This window comes from Pseudomonas sp. K2I15 (genome assembly GCF_002204795.1).
Classification (GTDB): domain Bacteria; phylum Pseudomonadota; class Gammaproteobacteria; order Pseudomonadales; family Pseudomonadaceae; genus Aquipseudomonas.
Window position 1 is genome coordinate 24,630 of record NZ_NIXO01000048.1, and the last position, 24,962, is coordinate 49,591.

Below are 24,962 nucleotides of genomic sequence, written 5' to 3' on the forward strand. Positions count from 1 at the left end.
TATACTTCGATCCAGCCATCCGACCTTTGTATCCAGACAAATATGCTCAAGAAGTACATCAACCTTCCCGATTTCGACCAGTTGCCGTCCCCGGTGTACTTCCGTTATTCGGAGTTCGAGGCCGACACCCATGCCAGCGCGCATCAGCATGCCTGGGGTTCTTTGGACTACTCGGCCCGTGGCGTGATGCGCTTTGAAGTGGCGGGCAGCCGCTTCATGTCGCCGCCGCAATACGCGGTGTGGATACCGCCGAATACCCAGCACAGTTCCTACAATGCCCAGGCGGTTGTCTACCGCTCGGTGTACCTGGCGCCCACGCTGTGCGAGCAATTGCCGTCGCAGCCGTGCACCCTGACCATCAGCGATATCCTCAAGGCGATCCTCAGTGATTTCGCTGAGCGTGACGTCAACATTCCCGAGAATGAAGCCGATGTGCGCCTGGCCCAGGTGCTGGTCGACCAGCTCAGGCAGGCGCCGGTGCATGATTGTTTCCTGCCGTATGCCAGCCATCCTGGGTTACTCAGCGTACTGGAGGGCATGCAGGCAGACCCCGGCGATAACCGCGCGCTGGCCCAGTGGGCGGAGCTGGTACATGTCAGCGAGCGCACCCTGGCCCGGCAATTCGCTCGCGAGCTGGGGATGAGTTTCGGCGAGTGGCGCCAACGCTTGCGGTTCCTGGCGGCCATCGAAGCGTTGGACAGCCCGCGCAGCGTCCAGGAAGTGGCCTTCGACCTCGGTTACAGCACCGCCTCGGCGTTTATCGCGATGTTTCAGCGACAGGCCGGTTGCACCCCGGAGCAGTACCGTCGGACTAATATTCGCAGCAGGTGAACGTGTAACAGGGTTTGACTACACTGCTGGGGAGGCCGTGCCCCTCGGCACGGTAACAGGGAGAAAACTCCATGAAGATGCTGCGTATTCCGCTGTTGATGATGGGCTTGCTGTTGTGTTCCCAAGGCTTTGCCGCGACTGCTGCACAGACGGCTCAGCAACAAAAAATGACCACTTGCAACGCCGAAGCCAAGACCAATGGCAAAACCGGTGATGATCGCAAGGCATTCATGAGCACCTGCCTCAAGGCCGCCCCGGCCGCCAACGACGCCAAGACCCTCACGCCACAGCGGCAGAAGATGAAAGACTGCAATGCTACGGCGAAAACCCAGGCGCTGACCGGCGATGCGCGTAAAACCTTTATGAGCACCTGCCTGAAGAAATAATAGCCGGGTGCCATAGAAGGCTGCGACACTCGCACACAGCCCTCTGTTGTCGGTAGGAGCGAGCTTGCTCGCGAAGAACGTTAACGAAAACGCGTTCATCCTGAATAAACGTGGCTTCCTTGCGTTTTTCGCGAGCAAGCTCGCTCCTACAAGTCACAGCATCCTTTAACGCCGTTCGTTTTGAGGCTGTATGCCAACGTTTTCTCAGCGTCACGTGTTGTTGTTGGTCAGTTGCGTGCTTATTTTTGGCGGGCTGCTGCTGGTTTTGCCGTTGAAATTGCTGCCGAGCCTGCTGGCCGGGCTGCTGGTGTATGAGCTGGTCAACATGCTCACCCCGCAGTTGCAGCGGTTGATCGAAGGCCGGCGTGCGCGCTGGTTGGCCGTGGCGTTGCTGGGGACGTTGATCGTCAGCATCCTTACCCTGATTTTTGCCGGGGCCATCAGCTTCCTGCTGCACGAAGCGGAAAACCCGGGGGCTTCCCTCGATAAATTCATGGGCGTGGTCGACCGCGCGCGCGGCCAGCTGCCGCCGTTCCTCGACGCCTACCTGCCGGCCAGCGCCGCCGAGTTCCGCGTGGCCATCGGCGAATGGTTCAGCAAACACCTTAGCGAACTGCAACTGGTGGGCAAAGACGCCGCGCACATGTTCGTGACCTTGCTGATCGGCATGGTGCTGGGCGCGATCATCGCCCTGCAACGCGTGCCGGACCTCACCAAGCGCAAACCCCTGGCGGCCGCACTGTTTGATCGCCTGCACCTGCTGGTCCAGGCCTTTCGCAACATCGTCTTCGCCCAGATCAAGATCGCCGCGCTGAATACCGCGTTCACCGCGATCTTCCTCGCCGTGGTGCTGCCGCTGTGCGGGATCCACCTGCCGCTGACCAAGACGTTGATCGTGCTGACGTTCCTGCTGGGCCTGTTGCCGGTGATCGGCAACCTGATGTCCAACACCCTGATCACCATCGTGGCGCTGTCGCTGTCGATCTGGGTCGCGGTGGCGGCGTTGGGCTACCTGATCGTGATCCACAAGGTTGAGTACTTCCTCAACGCGCGCATCGTCGGCGGGCAGATCAGTGCCAAGTCGTGGGAATTGTTGTTGGCGATGCTGGTGTTCGAAGCCGCCTTCGGCCTGCCGGGCGTGGTGGCAGGGCCAATTTATTATGCGTACTTGAAGAGTGAGTTGAAGCTGGCGGGGATGGTGTAGCGATCCGCTTTTTGTGGCGAGGGAGCTTGCTCCCGCTGGGCTGCGCAGCGCTTTGAAGCCTGGAAAGCTCGTCTATACCTGTCGGTTCTGACAGTAGACGGTGCGTGCTGTTGTTGATTAGCTGCTGTATCGAAGAAACCACTTCGTAGTGAATTTTTTCATCAGGAGCGATGCCATGACTTTGCAATCCGTAGATGCCAGCACTTTTGAGGCGGTTGTCTTAAAGTCCTCTGTGCCCGTGATTGTGTTGTTCAGCGATGAGAGCAAGAAAAGCTCAAAAAACATGACCAGTAGCCTGGAGACGGCAGCCGAAGACCAGGGTTCGAAGATCAAGGTGGTGAATAAGGCCTTGGACAAGAGCGGCCCGATTGAGAAGAATCCGGCTTACGATGTCCAGTCTGCGCCGACGACCCTGTTCTTCAAAAATGGGAAACTGGAGCGGACAATCGTCGGGTTTTACAACTATTCAGATGTCTTCAAGGCCTGGGTTGATGAACTGGCCAAGGCATAAGTGGCGATAAATCGCCTTGTGCCGGGCACAGGGCGATTCTTTCACTTAGTAGCCGTACCGCTTGCTGGCCTCAATCGCCAGACCACTGCCAATACTGCCAAAGATATTGCCTTCCACATGCTGCGCATTCGGCAGCATCGCCGAAATACTGTGGCGCAGTGCCGGAATCCCGCTGGAACCCCCGGTAAAGAACACCGTGTCCACCTGGGCCACGTCTACCGAGGCATCGTTGAGCAACTGGGTCACGCTGTTGCGAACGCGCTCCAGCAAGCCGTCGATGGCCGACTCGAACAACGCCCGGCTCAATTCCACGCTCAGCCCCGGCTCAACCCGGTCCAGCAGCACATGGCGGCTGTCCTGCTGCGTCAGCTGGATCTTGGTTTCTTCCACTTCCATGGCCAGCCAGTGCCCGGCGCGCTGTTCGATCAGGTTGAACAGGCGGTCGATGCCGCCGGTGTCCTCGATGTCGTAGCGCATGCTGCCCAGCGCCAGCTTGGATTTTTGCGAGTACACCGAGTTGATGGTGTGCCAGGTCGCCAGGTTCATGTGGTGGCTGGTGGGCATGTAGGCGCCGCTCTTCATGCGGCTGCCGTAGCCGAACAGCGGCATCATGCCGGCCAGCGAGAGTTGCTTGTCGAAGTCGGTACCGCCGATGTGCACGCCGCCGGTGGCGAGGATGTCATCGTGGCGGTTGTCGATCTGGCGGCGCTCGGGCGACAGGCGCACCAGCGAGAAGTCGGAGGTACCACCGCCGATGTCGACGATCAGCACCAGCTCTTCTTTCTCGATGGTGGACTCGTAGTCGAAGGCCGCTGCAATCGGTTCGTACTGGAACGAAATGTCCTTGAAGCCGATCTTGCGGGCCACGTCCACCAGGGTGTTTTCCGCTTCCTGGTCGGCCATCGGGTCGTCATCCACGAAGAACACCGGGCGGCCTAGCACCACTTCCTCGAACTCACGCCCGGCGGTAGCCTCGGCACGGCTCTTGAGTTGGCCGATAAACAGTGCCAGCAGGTCGGTGAACGGCATGGCCGTGCCCAGTACGCTGGTGTCGTGCTTGATCAGCTTGGAACCCAGCAGGCTCTTGAGCGAGCGCATCAGCCGGCCTTCGTAGTTTTCCAGGTACTCGTGCAGTGCCAGGCGACCGTACACCGGGCGACGCTCTTCGAAGTTGAAGAACACCACCGACGGCAGGGTGATCTTGTCGTCCTCCAGCGCGATAAGCGTTTCCATGCCGGGACGAATCCAGCCGACGGTGGAGTTGGACGTGCCGAAGTCGATACCGCAGGCACGGGCTGGGGAAGGGTTTTTCATGTCAATCGGGTTCCGGTTGAAAAACGGCCGCGCAGTGTATGCCACCCACGTGCAGATGCGTAGGCCGACTATCCGCTAAATACAACGGACTTGTTACCTTGAAAGCCCGGTCTTTGCCCCCAAATCCTCCCCATACGGTTGGTGGCTGCAAGATTCTGCCCGCAGCGCCGATAAACTTCTGACGCACCCCCGGGTCACAAGATTGAGTTCGATCAATCCAGACGCCGCAAACAGGCGCATGCTGTGACGCTGGCAGTGCGATATCGATAACGGACGGTGATTCTCCCGATGGACTTCAAAGACTATTACAAGATTCTCGGCGTCGAGCCGACTGCCGACGACAAGACGATCAAGGCCGCCTATCGCAAGCTGGCGCGCAAATATCACCCGGATGTGAGCAAGGAAAAGGACGCCGAAGAGAAATTCAAGGACGCGTCCGAAGCCTATGAAGCGCTGAAAAGCGCCGACAAGCGCGCCGAATACGACGATTTGCGCAAATACGGCCAGCACGGCCAACCCTTCCAGGGCCCGCCAGGCTGGCAGAGCCGTGGCGGCTACGGTGGCGGTGGCCAGGACACTGGCGACTTCTCCGACTTCTTCAGCTCGATCTTCGGTGCGCGCGGCAATGGTTTTGGTGGTGCCCAGGGCCGTAGTGCCGGGCGTCGAGGGCAAGATGTGGAAATGGAGCTGCCGGTCTTCCTTGAAGAGACCCTGTCCAACGAGTCCAAAGCCGTCACCTTCCAGGTGCCGCAATACAACGCCGCCGGCCAGCACGTCAGCAACACCACCAAGAGCCTGAACGTGAAGATCCCGGCCGGTGTGGCCGACGGCGAGCGTATCCGCCTCAAGGGCCAGGGCGCGCCGGGGGTTGGCGGCGGCGCGGCAGGTGATCTGTACTTGATCATCAAGTTCGCGCCACACCCCAAATTCGATGTGGAAGGCGAAGACCTGATCATCACCCTGCCGCTGGCCCCGTGGGAGCTGGCGCTGGGTACTGAAGTGGCGGTGCCGACCCTCACCGGCAAGATCAACCTCAAGGTGCCGGCCGGCAGCCAGAACGGCCAGCGCATGCGCGCCAAGGGCCACGGCTTGCTGAACAAGGCCGGGCAGCGCGGTTACCTGTTTGTGCAGCTCAAGGCAGTGATGCCGAAAAACACCGACGACGAGGTCAAGGCGTTGTGGCAGGAACTGGCACAAAAAGCCGCCTTCGATCCAAGAGAATCATGGAGTAGCTAACGATGAGCAATCCCCGTTTGGTTCAAGTGAACATGGCAGAATTCTGTGAGGCCACCGACCTCTCGGTGGCCTACGTGATCGAAATCGTCGAGCACGGCATTGTTGAACCGGTGGGGACGAGTCCCGAGTCCTGGCGTTTCACTGATTACGAGCTGGCCCTGGCCAAGCGTGCATCGGCGCTGCAAAAGGACCTGGAACTGGAATGGGAAGGCGTCGCCCTGGCGCTGGACCTGCTCGAAGAAGTCCAGCAACTGCGGGCCGAGAACCAGATGCTCAAGCAGCGCCTGGGTCGGTTGGTGCAGAACCCGTAGGCACCCGCCGTGGCAGCACCACGGTAAACGTGGTGCCCTCGGCCTGCGTGGAGGTCACGGCAACCGTGCCGCGATGGGCCTCTACCACTTCCTTGACGATAAACAACCCCAAACCGAGGCTGGTGGACGCACTGCCCAGTTCTTCGTTCGCGCTGCGTACCAGTGGGTCGAAGACCGTGCCGATCGCCGCTTCGGGGATGGGCGGCCCGAAGTTGTGCATGCTCAGCACCACTTCATTGCTCGAGCCCGTCAGGGTAAGGGTTACTGCTTGGCTATTGAGGCCATGCTGCAAGGCATTGCCGATCAGGTTCTGCAGCAACTGATTGATACGCCCACGGTCCCATTGGCCGGCGGTATCGCCATGCACCCGCAGGCTCGGGTGGCAATCCGGCTGGCCGGCGCAGGCTTCATCGATGGCGGCTTGCGCCGCTTCGGCCAGGTCCATCGCCACCGGCTCGATAGGCAGGCTGCTGCCCAGGCGGCTGCGCACAAATTCCAGCAGATCACTGACCATCGCGCCCATGTGCCGCGCGCCATTCCTGATATTGCCCACCAGGCTCAAGCCGGTGCTGTCGAGGGTGGTTTTACGCAGCAGCATCTCGGTCGACATGTTCACCGCTTGCAACGGCGCGCGCAGGTCGTGGCCGAGGATCGCGAGGAAAATATCCCGCGAACGATTGACCTGTTCGGCATACGCCGCCGTGGATTCGGCCAGGGCTTCGTCGATGGCTTCGTTGAAGCGGATCATGTCCTGGAAGTAAGCCATGTCTGGTGTTTGCAGGCTGTTGACCCATAGGCGAATCACGCAGGCGCGCAGATGGCGGAACTCGGACGTCATCTGTACCAGGTCAAACCCCACGGTATGGCGCAGCTCGCCATGACTGGCGGCGGCCTGGTCCAGGCTCGGGGTTTTCTCGGGGCCTTCGCCCTTGGCCTTGGCGGCTTGCTCGCTGGCGTTCTGGTGGGTGGTCATGTCCCGCGCGGCGGCCAGCAGGATCGAGCGGGCATGGTCGCGCAGTTGAGTGCGATTGAGGGTGTCAGCGGCTGGGGTCAGGGTTTCGGCGAATTGCTCCCATTCATCGACGATCTGATCAGCATGCTGCACGATGAATTCGGAGAGGCGCATGGGCGGTGTTCCACTTGAAGGACAATGAAGGAGCGTGGCGCATCTTAGCGCCACACCCGCATTGCTTCACTGGCGCGGCCTAGTACTGCCGATGAACGGTCAGAACAGGAAATACCGCTGGGCCATCGGCAACACGTCCGCCGGCTCACACCACAGCAGCACGCCGTCGGCCTTGACCTGATAGGTCTGAGGGTCGACTTCGATATCCGGCAGGTAGTCGTTGTGGATCAGGTCGGTTTTCTGCACCTCGCGGCAGCCCTTGACCACTGCAATCTTCTTTTTCAAACCCAACTGCTCGGGCAAGCCTGCCGCCAACGCCGCCTGGCTGATAAAGGTCAGGCTGGTGGCGTGCAGCGAGCTGCCGAAGCTGGCGAACATCGGGCGGTAGTGCACCGGCTGCGGGGTCGGGATCGAGGCGTTGGCGTCGCCCATCAGGCTTGAGGCAATCGCGCCGCCCTTGAGGATCAGCGTTGGTTTGATGCCGAAGAACGCCGGGCGCCACAGCACCAGGTCGGCCCACTTGCCCACTTCGATGGAGCCCACTTCATGGCTGATGCCATGGGTGATCGCCGGGTTGATGGTGTACTTGGCGATGTAGCGCTTGGCGCGGAAGTTGTCGTTGCCTTCGCCGTCACCCGGTAGCTGCCCGCGCTGCTTTTTCATCTTGTCGGCGGTTTGCCAGGTGCGCGTGATCACTTCGCCCACCCGGCCCATGGCCTGGCTGTCGGAGCTGATCATCGAGAACGCGCCCAGGTCGTGCAGGATGTCTTCGGCGGCAATTGTCTCGCGGCGGATGCGGCTTTCGGCGAAGGCCACGTCTTCGGCAATGCTTGGGTCCAGGTGATGGCAGACCATCAACATGTCCAGGTGTTCGTCAATGGTGTTGCGGGTGAACGGCCGGGTCGGGTTGGTGGAGCTGGGCAGCACGTTGGGGAAGCCGCAGGCCTTGATGATGTCGGGCGCGTGACCGCCACCGGCACCTTCGGTGTGGTAGGTGTGGATGGTGCGGCCCTTGAAGGCGGCGAGGGTGGTTTCGACAAAGCCGGATTCGTTGAGGGTGTCGCTGTGGATCGCCACCTGCACGTCGTACTCGTCGGCGACGCTCAGGCAGTTGTCGATGCTCGCAGGTGTGGTGCCCCAGTCTTCGTGCAGCTTCAAGCCGATGGCGCCGGCCTTGACCTGTTCGATCAACGGCTCCGGCAGGCTGGCGTTGCCCTTGCCGGTAAAGCCGATGTTCATCGGGAACGCGTCGGACGCCTGCAGCATGCGCGCCAGGTGCCACGGGCCGGAGGTGCAGGTGGTGGCGTTGGTGCCGGTGGCCGGGCCGGTGCCTCCGCCGATCATGGTGGTGACGCCGCTGGTCAGCGCTTCTTCGATTTGCTGTGGGCAAATGAAGTGGATGTGGGTGTCGATGCCGCCGGCGGTGAGGATCATGCCTTCACCGGCGATCACTTCGGTGCTGGCCCCGACGCAGATGGTCACGCCTGGCTGGATGTCCGGGTTGCCGGCCTTGCCGATGGCGAAGATGCGACCGTCTTTGAGGCCCACGTCGGCCTTGACGATGCCCCAGTGGTCGATGATCAGCGCGTTGGTGATCAAGGTGTCGACTACCTCGGCGGCCAGCAATTGGCTTTGGCCCTGGCCATCGCGGATCACCTTGCCGCCGCCGAATTTCACTTCTTCGCCGTAGACGGTGAAGTCCTGTTCGACTTCGACGAACAGCTCGGTGTCGGCGAGGCGGACCTTGTCACCGACGGTGGGGCCGTACATGTCGGCGTAGGCTTGTCTGGAAATCTTCATGTGCTTAGTTCCTTGATCGTTCCCGGTATGTGGCGAGGGAGCTTGCTCCCGCTGGGCTGCGCAGCAGCCCCAAAAGCCAGGCACCGGGGTGAGTCAGAAAGATTGAGTCAGCTCTTTTGCGGCCGCTGCGTGCCCGAGCGGGAGCAAGCTCCCTCGCCACAGGTCAGTCGAGGTCGCCCATGATGCGTGCGGCAAAGCCGAACACCCGGCGCTTGCCGCTCAATTCCACCAGTTCCACTTCGCGACTCTGGCCCGGCTCAAAGCGCACAGCCGTGCCCGCCGGGATGTTCAGGCGCATGCCGCGGCTGGCCGCACGGTCGAACGTCAACGCGTCGTTGGTTTCGAAAAAGTGGTAGTGGGAGCCGACCTGAATCGGCCGATCGCCGCTGTTGGCCACGCTCAGGGTGGCGGTGCGCCGGCCCACGTTGAGTTCGATGTCGCCAGGCTGGATCTGAAATTCGCCAGGAATCATGCAGGTTGTCCCAGGGTCTTGAAGTAGATGGCGGTCGGGGTGTAACGCCCGTCCGGGCTTTGGCAGTAGTTGGGCAATTCACCGATCTTGGTATAGCGCAACGACTGGTAGAAGGCTTCGGCGTCGGAGCCGGCTTCGGTGTCCAGGTACAACAGCCCGCGTTTGTACTGGCGGGCACTCAGTTCCAGGGCGTTCATCAGTTGCTGGCCGAGACCCCGGCGCCGTGCCTCACTGTGCACCAGCAGCTTTTGCACTTCGGCACGGTTCAGGCCGTTGGCTTTCTGGCACAGCGCCAATTGCACGCTGGCCACCACTTGTTCATCGCGCACCACCACCCATAGCAGCAGGCTGGCGTCTTCGACACTCGCTTGCACGCCGCTCAGGTAGCTGCGGGCCTGGGCTTCGTCGAAGTCGGCCATGAACCCCACCGAGGCGCCGTGCTTCACGGCGTCCAGCAACAGCTCAACCAAACCCTGGCGGTAATGGGCAAAACTCTCGGCATTGACTCGACGCAGTTGGGCGGCGTTCATTGGTGTCACTCCTTGGGCGGCGCGGCGCCAGGGTTGAGTGTCAGTTGCATGAAGGTCAGGTCCAGCCAGCGGCCGAACTTGGTGCCCACCTGCGGCATCTGCCCGGTGGTGACGAACCCCAGGCGTTCATGCAGACGGATCGAGGCCTGGTTGCCGCGCTCAATGGCGGCGACCATCACGTGTTTGTTGCAGCTTTTCGCCCGCTCGATCAGTACCTGCATCAGCTGTGGGCCGAGGCCTTTGCCGCGCTGGTCGTTGCGCACGTACACCGAGTGCTCGATGGTGTAGCGATAACCTTCAAAGGGGCGCCAGTCACCGAACGAGGCGTAGCCGATGACCTGCTCATTTTCGACGGCCACCAGAATCGGGTAAAACTGTGCCTGACGGGCGCTGAACCAGGCCTGGCGGTTGCCCAGGTCCACTTGTTGCTCGTTCCAGATCGCCGTGGTGTTCAGCACGGCGTCGTTGTAGATATCGCGGATCGCCGGCAAATCGGCGTGCACTGCATCACGAATCAAAAAGGACATGGCCGGGCCTCAGGCGATGGGTTGGTGGACGGTGACCAGCTTGGTGCCGTCGGGGAAGGTCGCTTCCACCTGGATGTCCGGGATCATTTCCGGAATGCCTTCCATCACCTGTTCGCGGGTGAGCAGGGTGGTGCCGAAGTGCATCAGCTCGGCGACGGTGCGGCCATCGCGGGCGCCTTCCATCAGCGCAGCGGAGATGTAGGCGATGGTTTCCGGGTAGTTGAGCTTCACACCGCGCGCCAACCGCCGCTCGGCCACCAGGCCTGCGGTGAAGATCAGCAGTTTGTCTTTTTCCCGTGGGGTCAGGTCCATCGTTCAAAGTCCTTCAAACAATATTCATAAAAACACTGAAGATCCAATGTGAAAGCTGCTTTATGTGGGAGCTGGCTTGCCTGCGATGCTGGCGACTCGGTATGTCTGATGTACCGAGGTGATGCCATCGCGGGCAAGCCCGGCTCCCACAGGGAACAGGGTCAACGTTTGATCTTCATGTGCTCCAGATTCTCGGTGATACAGCCTCGCGGCCCAGCACGGCCGGGCGCAGCAGGCGCCACAGGGCGATCAGCCAGGCTCGCGCCAACAGCGCTTCACTGGCCAGGCAGCGAGCGACCAGCAGGCCGGGCAATTGGGTCAGGTCGCCGCGTACCGTGTGGGGCAGGGAGCGGCATTGTTCGAGTAATTCACTGTCGATGTCGCCGGTCACCAGCAAGGTTGCGAACACCGGTTGCCCATCCAGCCCGATGGGCGAGTCGAGCAAACCGTCGTCGCCCACAATGCGCTGGCGTTCATGCCAAATCAACTGGCCGTCGCGGCGGATATCCAGGTGCGACTGGAAGTGCCCGCGGTCGAAACGCTCGCCGCTGGCAGGGCGTCCGAGGGCGACCACGTCCCAGTAAAACAGCCGGGCATCGCCTTGCAGGTCAATGTGGGTGGTGAGTTCGGCTTGCGCGGCGCTGAACACGATGGTCTCTTGCGGCAGCCATTCCAGGGTGGCGCCGGCCTCAACCGTCAGCTCCAGCTTTTGATAGGCCGGGCCGCCGGCGCGGTACCACTTGGCCGCGCCCGGGCTGGTCAATTGCGCCCAGGCACCTTCGGCGACGTGGGCGGTGATGTCGAGGCGATCACCGCCGGCAATCCCGCCCGGCGGGTGCACGATGATGTGCTGGCACACCTCGGGGCCTTCGGCGTACAGGTGCTTTTGCACCCGCAGCGGGCCGAGGTGGCGGCGCATCACCGGGCGCGTGGTGTCGCCGAAACGCGCGTAGCCGAGCTCCAGCTCGGCGTGCCAGCTGGGGGTGAACAGCGCGGTGGGGGCAGGTAGAGTCATGGTCAGTGCTTATCGATAGGACGCTACAGATTAGATCGTAACGAGCCCGCGCACACCCTCGCTTTCCATATTTTCTCCACGCCCCTGCTGGACGATTTCGCCCCGGGACATCACCAGGTATTGGTCGGCCAGTTCGGCGGCAAAATCGTAGAACTGCTCCACCAGCAGAATTGCCATGTCACCGCGTGCCGCGAGCTTCTTGATCACCGCGCCGATCTCCTTGATCACCGACGGCTGGATGCCTTCGGTGGGTTCATCAAGAATCAACAGGCGCGGGCGGCTGGCCAGCGCCCTTCCGATAGCCAGCTGCTGTTGCTGGCCGCCGGACAAATCGCCGCCACGGCGTTGCTTCATTTGCAGCAACACCGGGAACAGTTCATAGATGAAGGCCGGTACTTCCTTGGCCTCGGCGCCTGGGAAACGCGACAGGCCCATCAGCAGGTTTTCTTCCACCGTCAGCCGGCCAAAAATCTCCCGGCCCTGGGGCACGTAGGCGATCCCGGCGTGTACGCGCTGGTGCGGCTTGAAGCCGGTAATGGCGCGCCCTTCCCAGTTCACCGCGCCTTCTTTGGCGGGCAGCAAACCCATCAGGCACTTGAGCAACGTGGTCTTGCCCACGCCGTTGCGGCCCAGCAGGCAAGTGACTTCGCCGACTTTTACCTCAAAGGAAAGCCCGCGCAGGATGTGGCTACCGCCGTAGTACTGGTGCAGCTTGTCGACTTGCAGCATGTTCAAATTCCCCTCAATGATCGTTCCCACGCTCTGCGTGGGAATGCCGCAATGGACGCTCCGCGTCCGCTCTGTGACGCAGAGCGTCACCGGATGCATTCCCACGCGGAGCGTAGGAACGATCGGAGTCAGCGACCGAGGTAAACCTCGATCACCCGCTCATTTTCCTGCACCTGCGCAAGCGACCCTTCGGCCAGCACGCTGCCCTGGTGCAACACCGTCACGTGGTCGGCAATCGCGCCGACAAAGCCCATGTCGTGTTCCACCACCATCAGCGAGTGCTTGCCTGCCAGGCGCTTGAACAGTTCGGCGGTGAATTCGGTTTCGGCGTCGGTCATGCCCGCCACCGGTTCGTCCAGCAGCAACAGTTGCGGGTCTTGCATCAGCAGCATGCCGATTTCCAGGAACTGCTTCTGGCCGTGGGACAGCAAGCCGGCGGGGCGGTTGACCGAGGCGGTCAGGCGGATGGTGTCGAGCACTTCACTGATGCGGTCTTTCTGCTCACCGCTCAAGCGCGCCCGCAGGCTGGCCCACACCGACTTGTCGGTCTTCTGCGCCAGCTCGAGATTTTCGAACACGCTCAGGGCTTCAAACACCGTGGGCTTCTGGAACTTGCGACCGATGCCGGCCTGGGCGATCTGCACTTCGCTCATGCTGGTCAGGTCCAGGGTTTCGCCAAACCAGGCCTTGCCGTGGCTGGGCCGGGTCTTGCCGGTGATCACGTCCATCAGCGTGGTTTTACCCGCGCCGTTGGGGCCGATGATGCAGCGCAATTCGCCGACGCCGATGTACAGGTTCAGGTCGTTCAACGCCTTGAAACCGTCGAAGCTGACGCTGATGTCTTCCAGGGTCAGGATGGTGCCGTGGCGGGTGTTCAGGCCTTTGCCCGCCGCCTGGCCGAGGCCGATGGCGTCGCGGGCGCTGCCCTGGTCTTTATTGGGTTCTAGAATGGGTTCGAGCATGAATTGCGCCGTCGCTGTGATTCTCATTGGTCGCCCCTTTTCTTCAGCAGGCCGATCACGCCCTTGGGCAAATACAGCGTGACGATGATGAACAGGGCACCCAGGAAGAACAGCCAATACTCAGGGAAAGCCACGGTAAACCAGCTCTTCATACCGTTGACCACGCCGGCACCCAGCAACGGGCCAATCAACGTGCCGCGCCCGCCGAGGGCCACCCACACAGCGGCCTCGATAGAGTTGGTCGGCGACATTTCGCTGGGGTTGATGATGCCCACTTGCGGCACGTACAACGCCCCCGCCAGGCCGCACAACACCGCACTCAACACCCACACAAACAGCTTGAACCCACGCGGGTCATAGCCGCAGAACATCAGGCGGTTTTCCGCGTCCCGCAGCGCCGTCAGCACTCGGCCGAACTTGCTCTGCGCCAAGCGCCAGCCGATGTACAAACTCGCCACCAGCAACACCACGGTGGCCACAAACAGCACCGCCCGCGTGCCCGGTTCGGTGATGCCAAACCCGAGGATGCTACGGAAATTGGTAAAGCCGTTATTGCCGCCAAACCCGGTCTCGTTGCGGAAGAACAGCAGCATCCCGGCAAACGTCAGGGCTTGGGTCATGATCGAGAAATACACGCCCTTGATCCGCGAACGGAAGGCGAAGAACCCGAACACCAGCGCCAACAAACCCGGCGCCAATACCACCAGGCACATGGCCCAGAGGAAGTGGCTGGTGCCGGTCCAGTACCACGGCAATTCGGTCCACGACAAAAAGGTCATGAACGCCGGCAACTCATCGCCGGAGGCCTGGCGCATCAAGTACATGCCCATCGCGTAACCGCCCAGCGCAAAGAACAGGCCGTGGCCGAGGGACAACATGCCGGCGTAGCCCCACACCAAATCCAGGGCCAGGGCGACGATGGCGTAGCACAGGATCTTGCCCACCAGCGTCAGGGTGTAGGCGGATACGTGCAGCGGGTTTTCCGGTGACAGCAGGGAGAACAATGGCAGCGCCAGTAGCAGGATCAGGATCACTGCACCCACCGCGACGGTGACCTTGGGGCCGGCCTTTTGCGCGGCCGTGAGCATCAATGGCTGGTTCATCAGTCGATCCCCCGTCCTTTCAGTGCGAAGAGTCCTTGCGGGCGTTTCTGGATAAACAGAATGATCAGCGCGAGGATCAGGATCTTGCCGAGTACGGCACCGATCTGCGGTTCGAGAATCTTGTTGGCGATGCCTAAGCCGAAGGCGGCCATGACGCTACCGGCCAGTTGGCCGACGCCGCCGAGCACCACCACCAGGAACGAGTCGATGATGTAGCTCTGGCCGAGGTCGGGGCCGACGTTGCCGATCTGGCTCAAGGCAACGCCGCCGAGGCCCGCGATGCCGGAACCGAGGCCAAAGGCGAGCATGTCCACGCGCCCGGTGGGCACGCCGCAGCAGGCGGCCATGTTGCGGTTCTGGGTCACGGCCCGCACGTTGAGGCCCAGGCGCGTCTTGTTCAGCAGCAGCCAGGTCAGCACCACTACGAACAGCGCGAAGGCGATGATCACGATGCGGTTGTACGGCAGCACCAGGTTGGGCAACACCTGAATCCCGCCGGAGAGCCATTCGGGGTTGGCCACTTCAACGTTCTGCGCACCGAACACCAGGCGCACCAGTTGGATCAGCATCAGGCTGATGCCCCAGGTGGCGAGCAGGGTTTCCAGCGGGCGGCCATAGAGGTGACGAATCACCGTGCGCTCCAGGGCCATGCCGATGGCGGCGGTGACAAAAAAAGCCACCGGCAGCGCGATCAACGGGTAGAACTCGATGGCCTGGGGCACGTAGCGCTGCATCATCAACTGCACCACATACGTGGAGTAGGCACCGAGCATCAGCATCTCGCCGTGGGCCATGTTGATCACGCCGAGCAAGCCGAAAGTGATCGCCAAACCGAGCGCGGCCAGTAGCAAGATCGAGCCCAGGGACATGCCGCTGAAGGCCTGGCCGAGAATCTCGCCGACCATCAGCTTGCGCTTGACCTGGGCCAGGCTGGTTTCGGCAGCGGTGTGCACCGTAGCGTCGGCTTCGACGCCGGGGGCAAGCAAGGCCTCAAGGCGTGTGCGGGCCAGCGGGTCGCCGGTGCCACCGAGCAAACGTACGGCGGCCAGGCGCACGGCCGGGTCGGTGTCTACCAGTTGCAGGTTGGCCAGGGCGAGGCTTAAGGCGACGTGTACATCGTCATTGGTTTCGCTGGCGAGTTGTTGGTCGAGGAATTTCAGCTGCGCGGGTTGTGCGCTTTTTTGCAGGGTTTGCGCGGCCGCCAGGCGCACCTTGGGGTCGGCGGCGAGCAGTTCCTGGCTGGCTTGCACGTTGTCGATCAGGCCGCGCAGGCGGTTGTTCAGGCGTACGGTTTTGGCTTCACCGTTGACGCTGATCTGGCCTTGTTGCAGCGCGTCCACCAGCTCGATGCGGGCCGGGTCAGGCTGGGCGGCCCAGTCCTGGAGCAGCTTGGCTTGTTGCATCGGGTTGGCGGCGAGGAAGTCTTCGGCGTCGCTGGCGTGTGCGGCGAAGGGCAGCAACAGCAAGGCGGCGAGGATGAAGCGGTATATGGCAGTGGGCATACAAAATGTCCTGATCATGCACGGACAATGTGGGAGCGGGCTTGCTCGCGAAAGCGGTGGATCAGCTTCTGATGCGTCGACTGACACACCGCTTTCGCGAGCAAGCCCGCTCCCACATTTAGACCGAGTCGGTCTTAGTTGCTCTTGACGGCGTAATCCGGCTTCTTGTCATTCCCCGGGATATACGGGCTCCACGGCTGCGCACGGATCGGCTCCTGGGTTTGCCACACCACCGAGAACTGCCCGTCGGCCTGGATCTCACCGATCATCACCGGCTTGTGCAGGTGGTGGTTGGTTTTATCCATGGTCAGGGTGAAACCGGACGGCGCGGCAAAGGTCTGCCCGGCCATGGCTTCACGTACTTTGTCGACGTCGGTGGACTTGGCTTTCTCTACCGCCTGCGCCCACATATGGATGCCCACGTAGGTGGCTTCCATCGGGTCGTTGGTCACGGCTTTATCCGCGCCTGGCAGGTTGTGGGCCTTGGCATAGGCTTTCCAGTCGGCCACGAATTTCTTGTTCACCGGGTTCTCCACCGACTGGAAGTAGTTCCAGGCGGCGAGGTTACCCACCAGCGGCTTGGTGTCGATGCCGCGCAGTTCTTCTTCACCCACGGAGAACGCGACTACCGGAACGTCGGTGGCTTTCAGGCCCTGGTTGGCCAGCTCTTTATAGAACGGCACGTTGGAGTCGCCATTCACGGTGGAGATCACCGCGGTCTTGCCACCGGCCGAGAACTTTTTGATGTTGGCCACGATGGTTTGGTAATCGGCATGACCGAACGGGGTGTAGACCTCTTCGATGTCTTTATCCGCTACGCCTTTGGAGTGCAGGAACGAACGCAAAATCTTGTTGGTGGTGCGCGGGTACACGTAGTCGGTACCCAACAGGAAGAAGCGCTTGGCGCCGCCGCCTTCTTCGCTCATCAGGTATTCCACCGCCGGGATCGCCTGCTGGTTCGGCGCCGCACCGGTATAGAACACGTTCGGCGACATCTCTTCGCCTTCGTATTGCACCGGGTAGAACAGCAAGCCGTTGAGTTCTTCGAACACCGGCAGCACCGATTTACGCGACACCGAGGTCCAGCAACCGAACACCACGGCGACCTTGTCCTGGGTCAGCAACTGCCGGCCTTTTTCAGCGAACAGCGGCCAGTTCGACGCGGGGTCGACCACTACCGGTTCGAGCATCTTGCCATTCACACCACCTTTGGCGTTGATCTCATCGATGGTCATCAACGCCATGTCTTTGAGCGACGTCTCAGAGATGGCCATGGTCCCGGACAGCGAGTGCAGGATGCCGACCTTGATGGTCTCGGCGGCCTGTACGGTCCAGGTCATGCCCATGGCGGCGATGGATGCCGACAGTGTGAAAGCCTTGATCAAGCTGCGACGCTTCATGGTGCGATCTCCAGGAACCCGATGTTGTTATGAGGACGTTTCACAGGCTTTTGCAAAGGCTGTGCCGGGGGGGCGAGAGCGCCTGTTCCTGCGGGTTTTTCAGCGCCACTTTGTAGGGCGGCGCACCAAGTCGAGGCCTGGGGCGGCGGTCGTGCACGGCGGCGCACCCTAACGGTGCCAAGCGCTAATTACCTACCGCTTCAGCCCGAGCGGACGTGGCGAGAATGCAAGCCAATCGAAAAGGCTTACCTGCCGCTACAAGGAGTTTTCATGGCTATCAGACTATCGCGCGTTCAGCGTGCTGCCGGTTCAAACAGGGGCGCCACGCGACTGCCACCATTGAGCCCGGCGTTTTTACAGGAAGAGGACGCCGCTTACTGGGCGCACCAACAAATCGGTGCGCGCCGCGACCGTGAGTACGGCGGGGTAATCCTGCGCGGCGCGATGAACAAGTACTTTGCCACCGAGCCGTTGCCTGGCGATGACATGCAGTTCGATCTGCTCAAGGTCCTGGGGCTCAGCGCCGAAGGCTATTACCAGCAGCCCAAGGGCTACACGTGTGTGGCCAGCTACCATTCGCATCCCGCGCAGCATTCGCTTATTCAGAAGAGGAACCTCACCTTCGATGCAAGGATGGTGAAAGCCTTCCTGGGGTTTTTCTCAGGGTCGGACTTTACTAACGATGTCGATGATCGGGATTTTTTTCCAGCGGCTTATCTCTCGGGTCCCGACGGCTCGCTGATTCGCTACGCCCCCAGCGGTTCCGCGCCGGAGCGCAGTTTTGCCCTGTGGATCAAGGCCGGAAAGCCCGTGAATAATCGTGTCGGGGTGTACGGGCCGTTCAGCGAATTTGTAAAAAAAATCTCCACCCTGGGCGAACTGAGCCTGATCGTGCCCACTCAATTGTGGGGCGGCGACAGAGGCAAAGTACCGGCTGACTGGGTGGTGTTCGAACCCTTCACCTCAACGAAGGTAACGCTGCCGCCGCTGTGCACGTCGATCTTCACGCGCGCTGAAGAAGCTGTGAACGCAGCGCAAGTCGAGGCCACGCCTATGCCGCACCAGCGCACGTTCGGTTTTGTGCTCAAGCTTGCAGGTCACGAGAGCTACGTGGCGACTTTCCCAACGGTGGAAGGCCATCCATTGTTCTCGCCGAACGGGATTTTTGCGCAGAGGGCTGAATACGAGTGGGACTTGCCCCCCAACTATGATCTCGAGGGGATCTACTACCGTTGCGTTGCCTCGGCAGCCGATGCCAGTGCCCATGAACCCTGGCTGTATTCCAATTTCGTTACCCCGGCTGAGGTGCTGGCCGCCATCACCCAGGCGAGGGCCACTCAAACAGTGCAGGACAACCGCCGGGGGCTGCACCTGTATGCGCAGGTGCTGGATGGCGCGCTGCTGAAGATCAAGGTGCCACAGGTGAGTACTGCTGGCGGCTTGGTCAACCAGAGCCGTGACGGTGTACTCGACGACAATGGCATGCAAGAGGCTCTAAAGGCGGGCACCCTGAGGCCGCGTGATTATCTGCGCAAGCTGATTGCTGCCACCGACGTATCGGTGGTGCAGCCTGGCCAAATGTGGCGCGACCTTGGTCGGGTGGATAAACGCTCTGCGTTGTTGACGGCGTCATACGCGAAGCTGAGCGATTCATTTCTCTCGGCCAACGATGCGGCATTGCATGCCCATGAACAAATCGGCAATCGACGGGACCTCTACTACGGCGGCTATGTACTCAAGGCCACAGACGGCCGTTTTGCCATCACGCTGCCCCTGGAAGGCACAGCAAATCCTTTTGACGGTCAGTTTTTTTTCCTGGCCGGCAACCAGGGGCCGCTGTTTCCTCCGGAGCTCTATGAGGTGCACGGGCGATACGGCTCCCACCCGGCCCTGTCGATGGTCGACCCTGCCTGGGTCGAGAGGCGTCGCTGGGCGCGCGACGACGCAATGATCAATCTGCAGATGTTTTCGCCGCCGCAAATACAGTCGATCATCCAGGCACAGCAGGTCGCGTATTTGTCGGGTGCACAGGACTGCCTGCTGGCGTACTCACCGACGGCCACCTCGACGGTGCCGGTTTTTGACAGCGCGACGGGCACGCCCACTCAGTGGGTCCGGCTGTTGGCCGAGAGCGGGGAGCTGCGGGTGGTAGACGGCAATCCGCTGTGGGGAACACGAGCGGTCATCCGCAGTGGCTGGACCGCTTATTCCAAGCCGGTGCCGGGGCTCGGCCGGCCCGAGTACACGACATATGGGGCGGTGTTCAACAGTGCTGACAAGGCCGCGCGTAACCTTCACACCCGAGTACACGGCCGCAACCTGGCGACGCAGGACTGTTTTGCGTTTGTGCTCAAGCATCAGCACAGCGAGCAGTACATCGCGTCCGAGGTGGTCTGTGTCGACGGCAGTAATGAACTCTTCAAGCTCAACAGCCTGTTTGCCGCAGAACGGGGCGGCTACCGGTTCCCCGACGGTTTTGTGTTGCACGCGCTGTTTCGTTCACAGCAGTGGAAGCCCACGGGGCTCGGCATAGCGAGTGCCTGGCTGACGACGAACTTTGTGACGCCAGCCATTATGTATCGGGTGCTCTACGACTCAGCCCGCAGGGGCAGGCAATACAGCAATGGCAGCAACCTGCCGGTTTACTTTTCCAACCTTGAGGGCGCGCTGTTGCGGTACGTACCGTCCCCCATCGAGATCGGGCACGGCGGGGCGGTGGAACTCGAGCTGGGAGAGACAGAGGCGCAATTGGCGACCGGGAAACAAGCGCCGCTGGACTTTGTCCGGTCGTGGATCAGGCGTGGGCAGCTTGCGGTGGTGCGCTCCAGCCAGCGGTGGGACAAATTGGGGGCGGTCAGTGACACCTGGTCTGGATACGAGCACATCACGCGACGCCGATTGAGCCCGGCCTTCGCCAGTGCCGACGATGCTGCGCGTCATGCTGCAGCGCTGGTGGGAGAGGGGCGTCAGCGTCAGTATGGCGGGGTGATTCTCAGGTTTGCCAATGGGCTGTTCGCGGCGACAGAACCGTTGGCGGTGCCACCACGCGGCTTCACCCTGGACTGGATCTACCCGGACCAGATCGTTTCACTGGGCCTGTATCCGGAAGGCAGCACGCTTGTCGCACGTTATTCCACGCGGGTGCCAGTGGAGATTGCGGTGCTGCTGTCGGCCACACAAAAAGCCCTCTACCAAAGCATGATTCCCAGTGCGGTGCTGTCGAACCTGCTGCACCGGGAGGCTCACATCAAGCGTGAATATGTCTTCGGTGCTCATGGCTCGATCCTCAGCTATCAATTGTCGGGCACTGGCAGGGAGGCGGCGCTGAAGAACACGTTGGCGGCGCGCAATCTGGTCAGGGGTGACTACGCAGACAATCAGGTTGAGCAGCAAATATCCGCAGGGACTTTGTTGCCGGGCGACTTTGTGACCAAAATCGCGCAGGCGGGTGTGCTGCGAGTGGTCGAGGGCAATGACTTATGGGGGCCAGCCCGACAGATCGGCGCAGAGTTCATCCCCAATGCCTACCGCGTAGAAGCCTTATTGGTTCGCGCGACACTTGCAGACCCACCCTACAGCCCTATATTTACGCGGGCCATCGATGCCGTACGGCATGTTCACCGCTCGTACAAGGCGGGTGCTCAACGGGCGTTTGGTTATGTGCTCAAGGTACTCAACAAACCGCTCTACATGACCACGATGCCGCTGGTGCGGGAGAATTACGCGAAACTTGAGCAAGTGTTTATCGGCGGTCATTTGCCTCAGGGCTATACGCTGGAAGGCCTGTACTTGTGTGCCAGCGACCAGGCAATTGCCGAGCCTGGTGATGACATGGTCTACAGCTTCTTCGGGCCGGGGGACATTGCCAATGCACTGAGTTTCGCCAATACGTCGGTCAGCGGGCGTGTCTTGCCGCTGTACCTGATGTGTGCCGACGGCGCGTTGCTCAGGTACCGGTATACGGCTACCAATGGGTTGTATGCCTTGATGAATGAGGTGCGGAGCGTGCAGGCGCAACTGCTTGAAGGCACCATGAGGGTCGCCGACTATGTGCGCACCCTGGCGGCCAAGGGAGGGCTGGATGTGCGGGTCGCGAGCCGAGTCTGGAGCAGGACCGGACGCATCAACCTGCAATGGCAATCTCAGGCAAGGCCCCACAGTTTTGACAACGATCCCTACCTTCATTCGTTTTGCAGCCCGTTGTTCGGCCATGCCGATGATGCGGCGCGGTCCGGGCAAAAGCAGGTGGCGCCCTTTACGGACAAAGAGTATCTGGGCGCGGTACTGATGCCACCTGGAACTCCCGGCTATGTCGCGATAGACCCGGTGGAGGACGCGGACTGGGGGATTGGCAGCCAGAGCAGCCTGGCGTTGTTGTTCTGGCTCGGTCACAAAGGGTTCGATCTTCCTCGTGCACATTCGCTCTACAGCTACACCATCGTTGCGGTGCAAGCGTTCTACAAGGTGATTCCGTCGACCTCAAGCCAGGTGGCAATGGACAAGAATCTGCTTAAGAACTTTGTCATGGCTCAGGATCTGCAACGTTACGTGGGGGTACTGCAAAGCAATTTACCGGCGGGGCAAAGTTGCTATCTGTCTTGCCGGGGCGGCGCGCTGCTCAAGTACGCTCCCAGTTTCACCACCCAGGAAACGGCGGTGCTCCAACCTAGCTTGCCGATGACTCCCAGCCTGCTGGTGAGCCAATTGAGACGGTTCGGCCAGTTATCCGTGCTCGACACCGACACGTTCTGGACCTATCGCGGAGCGCTGGGCGAGGAGTGGCAAATCAGCGAAGTAATGGCGGAGCCGGATGAAGATGCGGTGCGCTTTGGCCGAGACAAGGACGAACTCTGACCCGGGACCGGGCTAACGCTTGCGCATCAGCCCGATAAAAAACAGCCCGCCAATCGCCGCCGTGGCCACGCCGATGGGCAAGTCCTCGGGGGCGATCAGGGTACGTGCCGCCACATCGACCCACACCAGGAACACACTGCCCAACAGCACGCACACCGGCAGCAAACGCCGGTGTTCGGCGCCGACAAGACGCCGCGCAATGTGCGGCACCATCAGCCCCACAAAGCCGATGGAGCCGCTGATGGACACCAGCACGCCGGTCATCAACGAGGCGATCAGGAACACCTTGAGCCGCACATTGCGTGCGTTCAAACCCAGGGTCACGGCGGTCTGTTCGCCGGCCATCAGGGCGTTCAGCGGGCGGGCCATGCCCAGCAGCAAGATCAGCCCCAGCAACACCGTGGCCGTGGGAATCGCCAACAACTCCCAGCGCGCCAATCCAAGACCGCCGAGCATCCAGAACATCACCGCCGAGGCCGCGCGGTGATCGCCCATGAACAGCAGCAAATTGGCCACGGCCATCATCACAAACGACACCGCCACACCGCATAACAACAGCCGATCACTCTCAAGACGACCGTTGCGACTGGCCACCGCCAGTACCACGATCATGCTCAACAATGCACCGATGAACGCAGCGATCGGCAAGGTCAGCAGGCCGATCACTTCACCCACGTGCAGCACCACGATCACCGCGCCGAGGGTGGCGCCGGAGGTCACGCCCAGCAGGTGCGGGTCGGCCAGCGGGTTGCGTGTGACCGCCTGCAACACCGCACCGATCAATGCCAGCCCGGCACCCACCAATGCCCCCAGCAACATGCGCGGTACGCGGATCAGCCACACGATATGTTCCTGGCCTGCGCTCCAGTCCACCTCGCCGATGCCGAACGCTTTGTGCAGCAAAATTCGCCACACCACATCCACCGGCACCCGCGCCGAGCCGAACCCCAGCGAGACCACGCACGAGATCAGCAACAACGCGCCAAGGGCACTCAGCAGCAGGGCGTAGCGACGGGTGATCATTCGCCGTGGAACCCCTTGGCCAGGGTTTCAACCGCCAGCACGTTGTCGATACCCGGCGTGGCTTGCACGTAGGGAATCACGATAAAACGCTGGTTCTTGATCGCGTCCACCGATTGCAGCGCCGGGTTGTTGAGCAGAAACTGCTCTTTTTGATCGGCGGTGATCTCGCTGTAGTCGACAATCACGATGACTTGCGGGTTGCGCTCCACCACGGTTTCCCAGTTGACCCGGGTCCAGCTGGCGTCCACGTCATCGAGGATGTTGCGCCCACCGGCGGCATCGATCAGCGCTTGCGGCATGCCCAGGCGGCCGGAGGTCATGGCGCGGTCTTCACCGCTGTCGTAGAGGAATACCCGAGGCTTTTCGGCCGGCAGGGTTTTCTGCACTTCGGCGACCTGGGCCTGCATCTGCGCAATCAGCGCGTTGGCGCGGTCCTGCACGTCGAAGATCTTGCCCAGGTTGCGCAGGTCGTTATAGGTGTCTTCCAGGGTCGCGGCCGGGCGCTTCATCACGAAGGCGCAGGACTCGGTCAGCTCGTAGACGTTGATGCCCAAGGGTTGCAGGGTTTGCGGCGTGAGGTCGCCACCCACGCGCATGCCGTAGTCCCAGCCGGCGAAGAAGAAGTCGACGTTGGCGTTGAGCAGGGTTTCCACCGACGGGTATTTGCTCGCCAGTTCCGGCAGGCCATCGAGGATCTTCGCCATTTCAGGCGTCACCGACTTCCAGCCAGTCACACCGCTGTAGCCGGCCATGTGCGACTTGAGGCCCAGGGCGAGCATCATCTGGGTCATGTTGATGTCGTGGCTGACCGCGTGTTTCGGTGCCTCGGCGAAGGTCACTTCGCGGTTGCAGCTCTGGATTTTCAGCGGGTAATGAGTCGTTTCGGCGAACGCTTGGGAAGTGCCGAGCAGCAACGCGAAAGACAGCAGGGAACGCAGGATCATGGTTGGGTTATCCAGGTAATTCGGGGGTAGCCGGACAAGGGGTGAGTGTCGATCAACGCCTCAACGCCGAACACCTCGCGCAGCAGCTCGGCGGTCAGCACTTCATGGGGCGTGCCATTTGCGACGATGCGTCCGTGGTTGATCACGTACAGGCGATCGCAGAACGCGGCGGCCAGGTTCAGGTCGTGAATGCTGGCGAGGGTGCCGATGTTCAGGCGCTTGACCAGTTGCAGCAATTGCAGCTGGTAATGCGGGTCGAGGTGGTTGGTCGGTTCGTCGAGGATCAGCAACTGCGGTTGCTGGGCCAGGGCGCGGGCGAGGATCACGCGCTGCTTTTCACCGCCCGAGAGGGTGGCGAAGGCGTGGTCTTCAAAGCCCAGCAGGCCGACTGATTCGAGGGCTTGCTGGATCAGGTTCTGGTCTTCCAGCGTGTCGCTGTCGAACAGGCCTTTGTGGGGTGTGCGGCCCATGGCGACCACTTCATCCACCCGCAGGCCGAAGGCGTCGGGAAACTCCTGGAGCACCACGGCGATACGTTGCGCGCACCACTTTGAGGATTGCTTCCAGACGTTCTGGTGTTCCAGCAGCACCTCACCTTCAGCCGGTTTGCTGAACCGATAGGCGCACCGCAGCAGGCTGGTCTTGCCGCTGCCGTTGGGGCCGATCAGCCCGACAAACTCACCGGCGTCCACGCGCAGGCTGGCGTCACGCAGTTGGAACTGGTGATGACAGTGCTCGTGGCCTGGTGGGCTCCAGGCGAGGTCGGTGAGGTTGAGTGAGGTCATCAATACTCTCGGGTCCAACACAGGACAAAGTGGGAGCGGGCTTGCTCGCGAATGCGGTGTGCCAGTTAATACATCTGTAATCGAT

The 24,962-nt window shown here is 61.4% G+C and carries 23 protein-coding genes; 7 read left to right on the top strand and 16 right to left on the bottom strand.

Annotation, left to right across the window (positions count from 1 at the left end; all coding sequences use genetic code 11):
• Window positions 1–42: 42 nt before the first annotated feature.
• The 4 genes from CEC48_RS23580 to CEC48_RS23595 all read left to right on the top strand — a co-directional run bounded on the left by CEC48_RS23580 (window position 43) and on the right by CEC48_RS23595 (window position 2,932).
• Entirely contained in the window at window positions 43–831 is a 789-nt protein-coding gene (locus tag CEC48_RS23580) for a helix-turn-helix transcriptional regulator (RefSeq protein ID WP_088425937.1), read from the top strand.
• Window positions 832–902: 71 nt separating this feature from the next.
• A complete protein-coding gene (locus CEC48_RS23585; RefSeq protein ID WP_088425938.1) occupies window positions 903–1,217 on the top strand; it encodes a PsiF family protein in 315 nt (104 codons plus the stop codon).
• Window positions 1,218–1,407: 190 nt separating this feature from the next.
• Window positions 1,408–2,421, top strand: coding sequence for an AI-2E family transporter (locus CEC48_RS23590; protein ID WP_088425939.1), 1,014 nt, complete (start codon window positions 1,408–1,410; stop codon window positions 2,419–2,421).
• A gap of 175 nt (window positions 2,422–2,596) precedes the next feature.
• Window positions 2,597–2,932: a co-chaperone YbbN gene (locus CEC48_RS23595; RefSeq protein ID WP_088425940.1), complete on the top strand. Its 336-nt coding sequence runs from the start codon at window positions 2,597–2,599 to the stop codon at window positions 2,930–2,932.
• 45 nt (window positions 2,933–2,977) lie between these two features.
• On the opposite strand, the gene CEC48_RS23600 is transcribed toward CEC48_RS23595, so the two are convergent.
• Window positions 2,978–4,246 carry an Hsp70 family protein gene (locus tag CEC48_RS23600; RefSeq protein WP_088425941.1) on the bottom strand — a complete coding sequence of 423 codons (1,269 nt, stop codon included), beginning with the start codon at window positions 4,244–4,246 and terminating at the stop codon, window positions 2,978–2,980.
• A 288-nt stretch (window positions 4,247–4,534) separates the two neighbouring features.
• On the opposite strand from CEC48_RS23600, the gene CEC48_RS23605 reads away from it, so the two are divergent.
• Complete coding sequence (locus CEC48_RS23605; RefSeq protein ID WP_088425942.1) at window positions 4,535–5,482, top strand: DnaJ C-terminal domain-containing protein; 948 nt, start codon at window positions 4,535–4,537, stop codon at window positions 5,480–5,482.
• Window positions 5,483–5,484: 2 nt separating this feature from the next.
• Window positions 5,485–5,793, top strand: coding sequence for a chaperone modulator CbpM (locus CEC48_RS23610; RefSeq protein ID WP_088425943.1), 309 nt, complete (start codon window positions 5,485–5,487; stop codon window positions 5,791–5,793).
• Here CEC48_RS23610 and CEC48_RS23615 read toward each other — a convergent pair.
• From CEC48_RS23615 to urtA, 12 genes are all read right to left on the bottom strand, one after another.
• On the bottom strand, window positions 5,756–6,919 hold the full coding sequence (locus tag CEC48_RS23615) for a sensor histidine kinase (RefSeq protein ID WP_088425944.1): 1,164 nt from the start codon (window positions 6,917–6,919) through the stop codon (window positions 5,756–5,758). The two genes, CEC48_RS23610 and CEC48_RS23615, sit on opposite strands and share 38 nt — an antisense overlap.
• A 99-nt stretch (window positions 6,920–7,018) precedes the next feature.
• Window positions 7,019–8,719: an urease subunit alpha gene (ureC, locus tag CEC48_RS23620; protein ID WP_088425945.1), complete on the bottom strand. Its 1,701-nt coding sequence runs from the start codon at window positions 8,717–8,719 to the stop codon at window positions 7,019–7,021.
• 163 nt (window positions 8,720–8,882) lie between these two features.
• The gene (locus tag CEC48_RS23625) at window positions 8,883–9,191 is read right to left on the bottom strand and encodes an urease subunit beta (RefSeq protein WP_088425946.1); all 309 of its coding nucleotides are present in this window, start codon (window positions 9,189–9,191) and stop codon (window positions 8,883–8,885) included.
• Window positions 9,188–9,721 carry a GNAT family N-acetyltransferase gene (locus CEC48_RS23630; RefSeq protein WP_088425947.1) on the bottom strand — a complete coding sequence of 178 codons (534 nt, stop codon included), beginning with the start codon at window positions 9,719–9,721 and terminating at the stop codon, window positions 9,188–9,190. Before CEC48_RS23630 ends, CEC48_RS23625 begins: the two co-directional genes overlap by 4 nt.
• A gap of 5 nt (window positions 9,722–9,726) precedes the next feature.
• Window positions 9,727–10,248, bottom strand: a complete 522-nt coding sequence (locus tag CEC48_RS23635) for a GNAT family N-acetyltransferase (protein ID WP_088425948.1) — start codon at window positions 10,246–10,248, stop codon at window positions 9,727–9,729.
• Window positions 10,249–10,257: 9 nt separating this feature from the next.
• Window positions 10,258–10,560 (bottom strand): urease subunit gamma, encoded by a 303-nt coding sequence (gene ureA / locus CEC48_RS23640; protein WP_003217383.1) that lies wholly within the window; start codon window positions 10,558–10,560, stop codon window positions 10,258–10,260.
• Between the two features lie 175 nt (window positions 10,561–10,735).
• Window positions 10,736–11,575, bottom strand: a complete 840-nt coding sequence (locus CEC48_RS23645; protein WP_088425949.1) for an urease accessory protein UreD — start codon at window positions 11,573–11,575, stop codon at window positions 10,736–10,738.
• A 30-nt stretch (window positions 11,576–11,605) separates the two neighbouring features.
• Complete coding sequence (gene urtE, locus CEC48_RS23650; RefSeq protein ID WP_088425950.1) at window positions 11,606–12,304, bottom strand: urea ABC transporter ATP-binding subunit UrtE; 699 nt, start codon at window positions 12,302–12,304, stop codon at window positions 11,606–11,608.
• A 128-nt stretch (window positions 12,305–12,432) separates the two neighbouring features.
• Complete coding sequence (urtD, locus tag CEC48_RS23655; RefSeq protein ID WP_088425951.1) at window positions 12,433–13,293, bottom strand: urea ABC transporter ATP-binding protein UrtD; 861 nt, start codon at window positions 13,291–13,293, stop codon at window positions 12,433–12,435.
• Window positions 13,290–14,369 carry an urea ABC transporter permease subunit UrtC gene (gene urtC / locus CEC48_RS23660; protein WP_088425952.1) on the bottom strand — a complete coding sequence of 360 codons (1,080 nt, stop codon included), beginning with the start codon at window positions 14,367–14,369 and terminating at the stop codon, window positions 13,290–13,292. The genes urtD and urtC overlap by 4 nt, the downstream gene beginning before the upstream one ends.
• Window positions 14,369–15,871 carry an urea ABC transporter permease subunit UrtB gene (gene urtB, locus CEC48_RS23665; RefSeq protein ID WP_088425953.1) on the bottom strand — a complete coding sequence of 501 codons (1,503 nt, stop codon included), beginning with the start codon at window positions 15,869–15,871 and terminating at the stop codon, window positions 14,369–14,371. The genes urtC and urtB overlap by 1 nt, the downstream gene beginning before the upstream one ends.
• A gap of 134 nt (window positions 15,872–16,005) precedes the next feature.
• Entirely contained in the window at window positions 16,006–17,271 is a 1,266-nt protein-coding gene (urtA, locus tag CEC48_RS23670; protein ID WP_088425954.1) for an urea ABC transporter substrate-binding protein, read from the bottom strand.
• Between the two features lie 270 nt (window positions 17,272–17,541).
• Here urtA and CEC48_RS23675 point away from each other — a divergent pair, with 270 nt between their 5' ends.
• Window positions 17,542–22,125 (top strand): DUF4329 domain-containing protein, encoded by a 4,584-nt coding sequence (locus CEC48_RS23675; RefSeq protein ID WP_088425955.1) that lies wholly within the window; start codon window positions 17,542–17,544, stop codon window positions 22,123–22,125.
• Window positions 22,126–22,137: 12 nt separating this feature from the next.
• Here CEC48_RS23675 and CEC48_RS23680 read toward each other — a convergent pair whose 3' ends face one another.
• From CEC48_RS23680 to CEC48_RS23690, 3 genes are read right to left on the bottom strand one after another with little or no spacing between them, the layout of a single operon-like run.
• A complete protein-coding gene (locus CEC48_RS23680) occupies window positions 22,138–23,148 on the bottom strand; it encodes an iron ABC transporter permease (RefSeq protein WP_088425956.1) in 1,011 nt (336 codons plus the stop codon).
• Window positions 23,145–24,092: an ABC transporter substrate-binding protein gene (locus CEC48_RS23685; RefSeq protein WP_088425957.1), complete on the bottom strand. Its 948-nt coding sequence runs from the start codon at window positions 24,090–24,092 to the stop codon at window positions 23,145–23,147. The genes CEC48_RS23680 and CEC48_RS23685 overlap by 4 nt, the downstream gene beginning before the upstream one ends.
• Window positions 24,089–24,877: an ABC transporter ATP-binding protein gene (locus CEC48_RS23690; protein ID WP_088425958.1), complete on the bottom strand. Its 789-nt coding sequence runs from the start codon at window positions 24,875–24,877 to the stop codon at window positions 24,089–24,091. Before CEC48_RS23690 ends, CEC48_RS23685 begins: the two co-directional genes overlap by 4 nt.
• Window positions 24,878–24,962: the final 85 nt, after the last annotated feature.

Coding starts and splice junctions, on each gene's coding strand:
- CEC48_RS23580 (WP_088425937.1), top strand. CDS start 43: ATGCTCAAGAAGTACATCAACCTTCCCGATTTCGACCAGTTGCCGTCC.
- CEC48_RS23585 (WP_088425938.1), top strand. CDS start 903: ATGAAGATGCTGCGTATTCCGCTGTTGATGATGGGCTTGCTGTTGTGT.
- CEC48_RS23590 (WP_088425939.1), top strand. CDS start 1,408: ATGCCAACGTTTTCTCAGCGTCACGTGTTGTTGTTGGTCAGTTGCGTG.
- CEC48_RS23595 (WP_088425940.1), top strand. CDS start 2,597: ATGACTTTGCAATCCGTAGATGCCAGCACTTTTGAGGCGGTTGTCTTA.
- CEC48_RS23600 (WP_088425941.1), bottom strand. CDS start 4,246: ATGAAAAACCCTTCCCCAGCCCGTGCCTGCGGTATCGACTTCGGCACG.
- CEC48_RS23605 (WP_088425942.1), top strand. CDS start 4,535: ATGGACTTCAAAGACTATTACAAGATTCTCGGCGTCGAGCCGACTGCC.
- CEC48_RS23610 (WP_088425943.1), top strand. CDS start 5,485: ATGAGCAATCCCCGTTTGGTTCAAGTGAACATGGCAGAATTCTGTGAG.
- CEC48_RS23615 (WP_088425944.1), bottom strand. CDS start 6,919: ATGCGCCTCTCCGAATTCATCGTGCAGCATGCTGATCAGATCGTCGAT.
- ureC (WP_088425945.1), bottom strand. CDS start 8,719: ATGAAGATTTCCAGACAAGCCTACGCCGACATGTACGGCCCCACCGTC.
- CEC48_RS23625 (WP_088425946.1), bottom strand. CDS start 9,191: ATGATTCCTGGCGAATTTCAGATCCAGCCTGGCGACATCGAACTCAAC.
- CEC48_RS23630 (WP_088425947.1), bottom strand. CDS start 9,721: ATGAACGCCGCCCAACTGCGTCGAGTCAATGCCGAGAGTTTTGCCCAT.
- CEC48_RS23635 (WP_088425948.1), bottom strand. CDS start 10,248: ATGTCCTTTTTGATTCGTGATGCAGTGCACGCCGATTTGCCGGCGATC.
- ureA (WP_003217383.1), bottom strand. CDS start 10,560: ATGGACCTGACCCCACGGGAAAAAGACAAACTGCTGATCTTCACCGCA.
- CEC48_RS23645 (WP_088425949.1), bottom strand. CDS start 11,575: ATGACTCTACCTGCCCCCACCGCGCTGTTCACCCCCAGCTGGCACGCC.
- urtE (WP_088425950.1), bottom strand. CDS start 12,304: ATGCTGCAAGTCGACAAGCTGCACCAGTACTACGGCGGTAGCCACATC.
- urtD (WP_088425951.1), bottom strand. CDS start 13,293: ATGAGAATCACAGCGACGGCGCAATTCATGCTCGAACCCATTCTAGAA.
- urtC (WP_088425952.1), bottom strand. CDS start 14,369: ATGAACCAGCCATTGATGCTCACGGCCGCGCAAAAGGCCGGCCCCAAG.
- urtB (WP_088425953.1), bottom strand. CDS start 15,871: ATGCCCACTGCCATATACCGCTTCATCCTCGCCGCCTTGCTGTTGCTG.
- urtA (WP_088425954.1), bottom strand. CDS start 17,271: ATGAAGCGTCGCAGCTTGATCAAGGCTTTCACACTGTCGGCATCCATC.
- CEC48_RS23675 (WP_088425955.1), top strand. CDS start 17,542: ATGGCTATCAGACTATCGCGCGTTCAGCGTGCTGCCGGTTCAAACAGG.
- CEC48_RS23680 (WP_088425956.1), bottom strand. CDS start 23,148: ATGATCACCCGTCGCTACGCCCTGCTGCTGAGTGCCCTTGGCGCGTTG.
- CEC48_RS23685 (WP_088425957.1), bottom strand. CDS start 24,092: ATGATCCTGCGTTCCCTGCTGTCTTTCGCGTTGCTGCTCGGCACTTCC.
- CEC48_RS23690 (WP_088425958.1), bottom strand. CDS start 24,877: ATGACCTCACTCAACCTCACCGACCTCGCCTGGAGCCCACCAGGCCAC.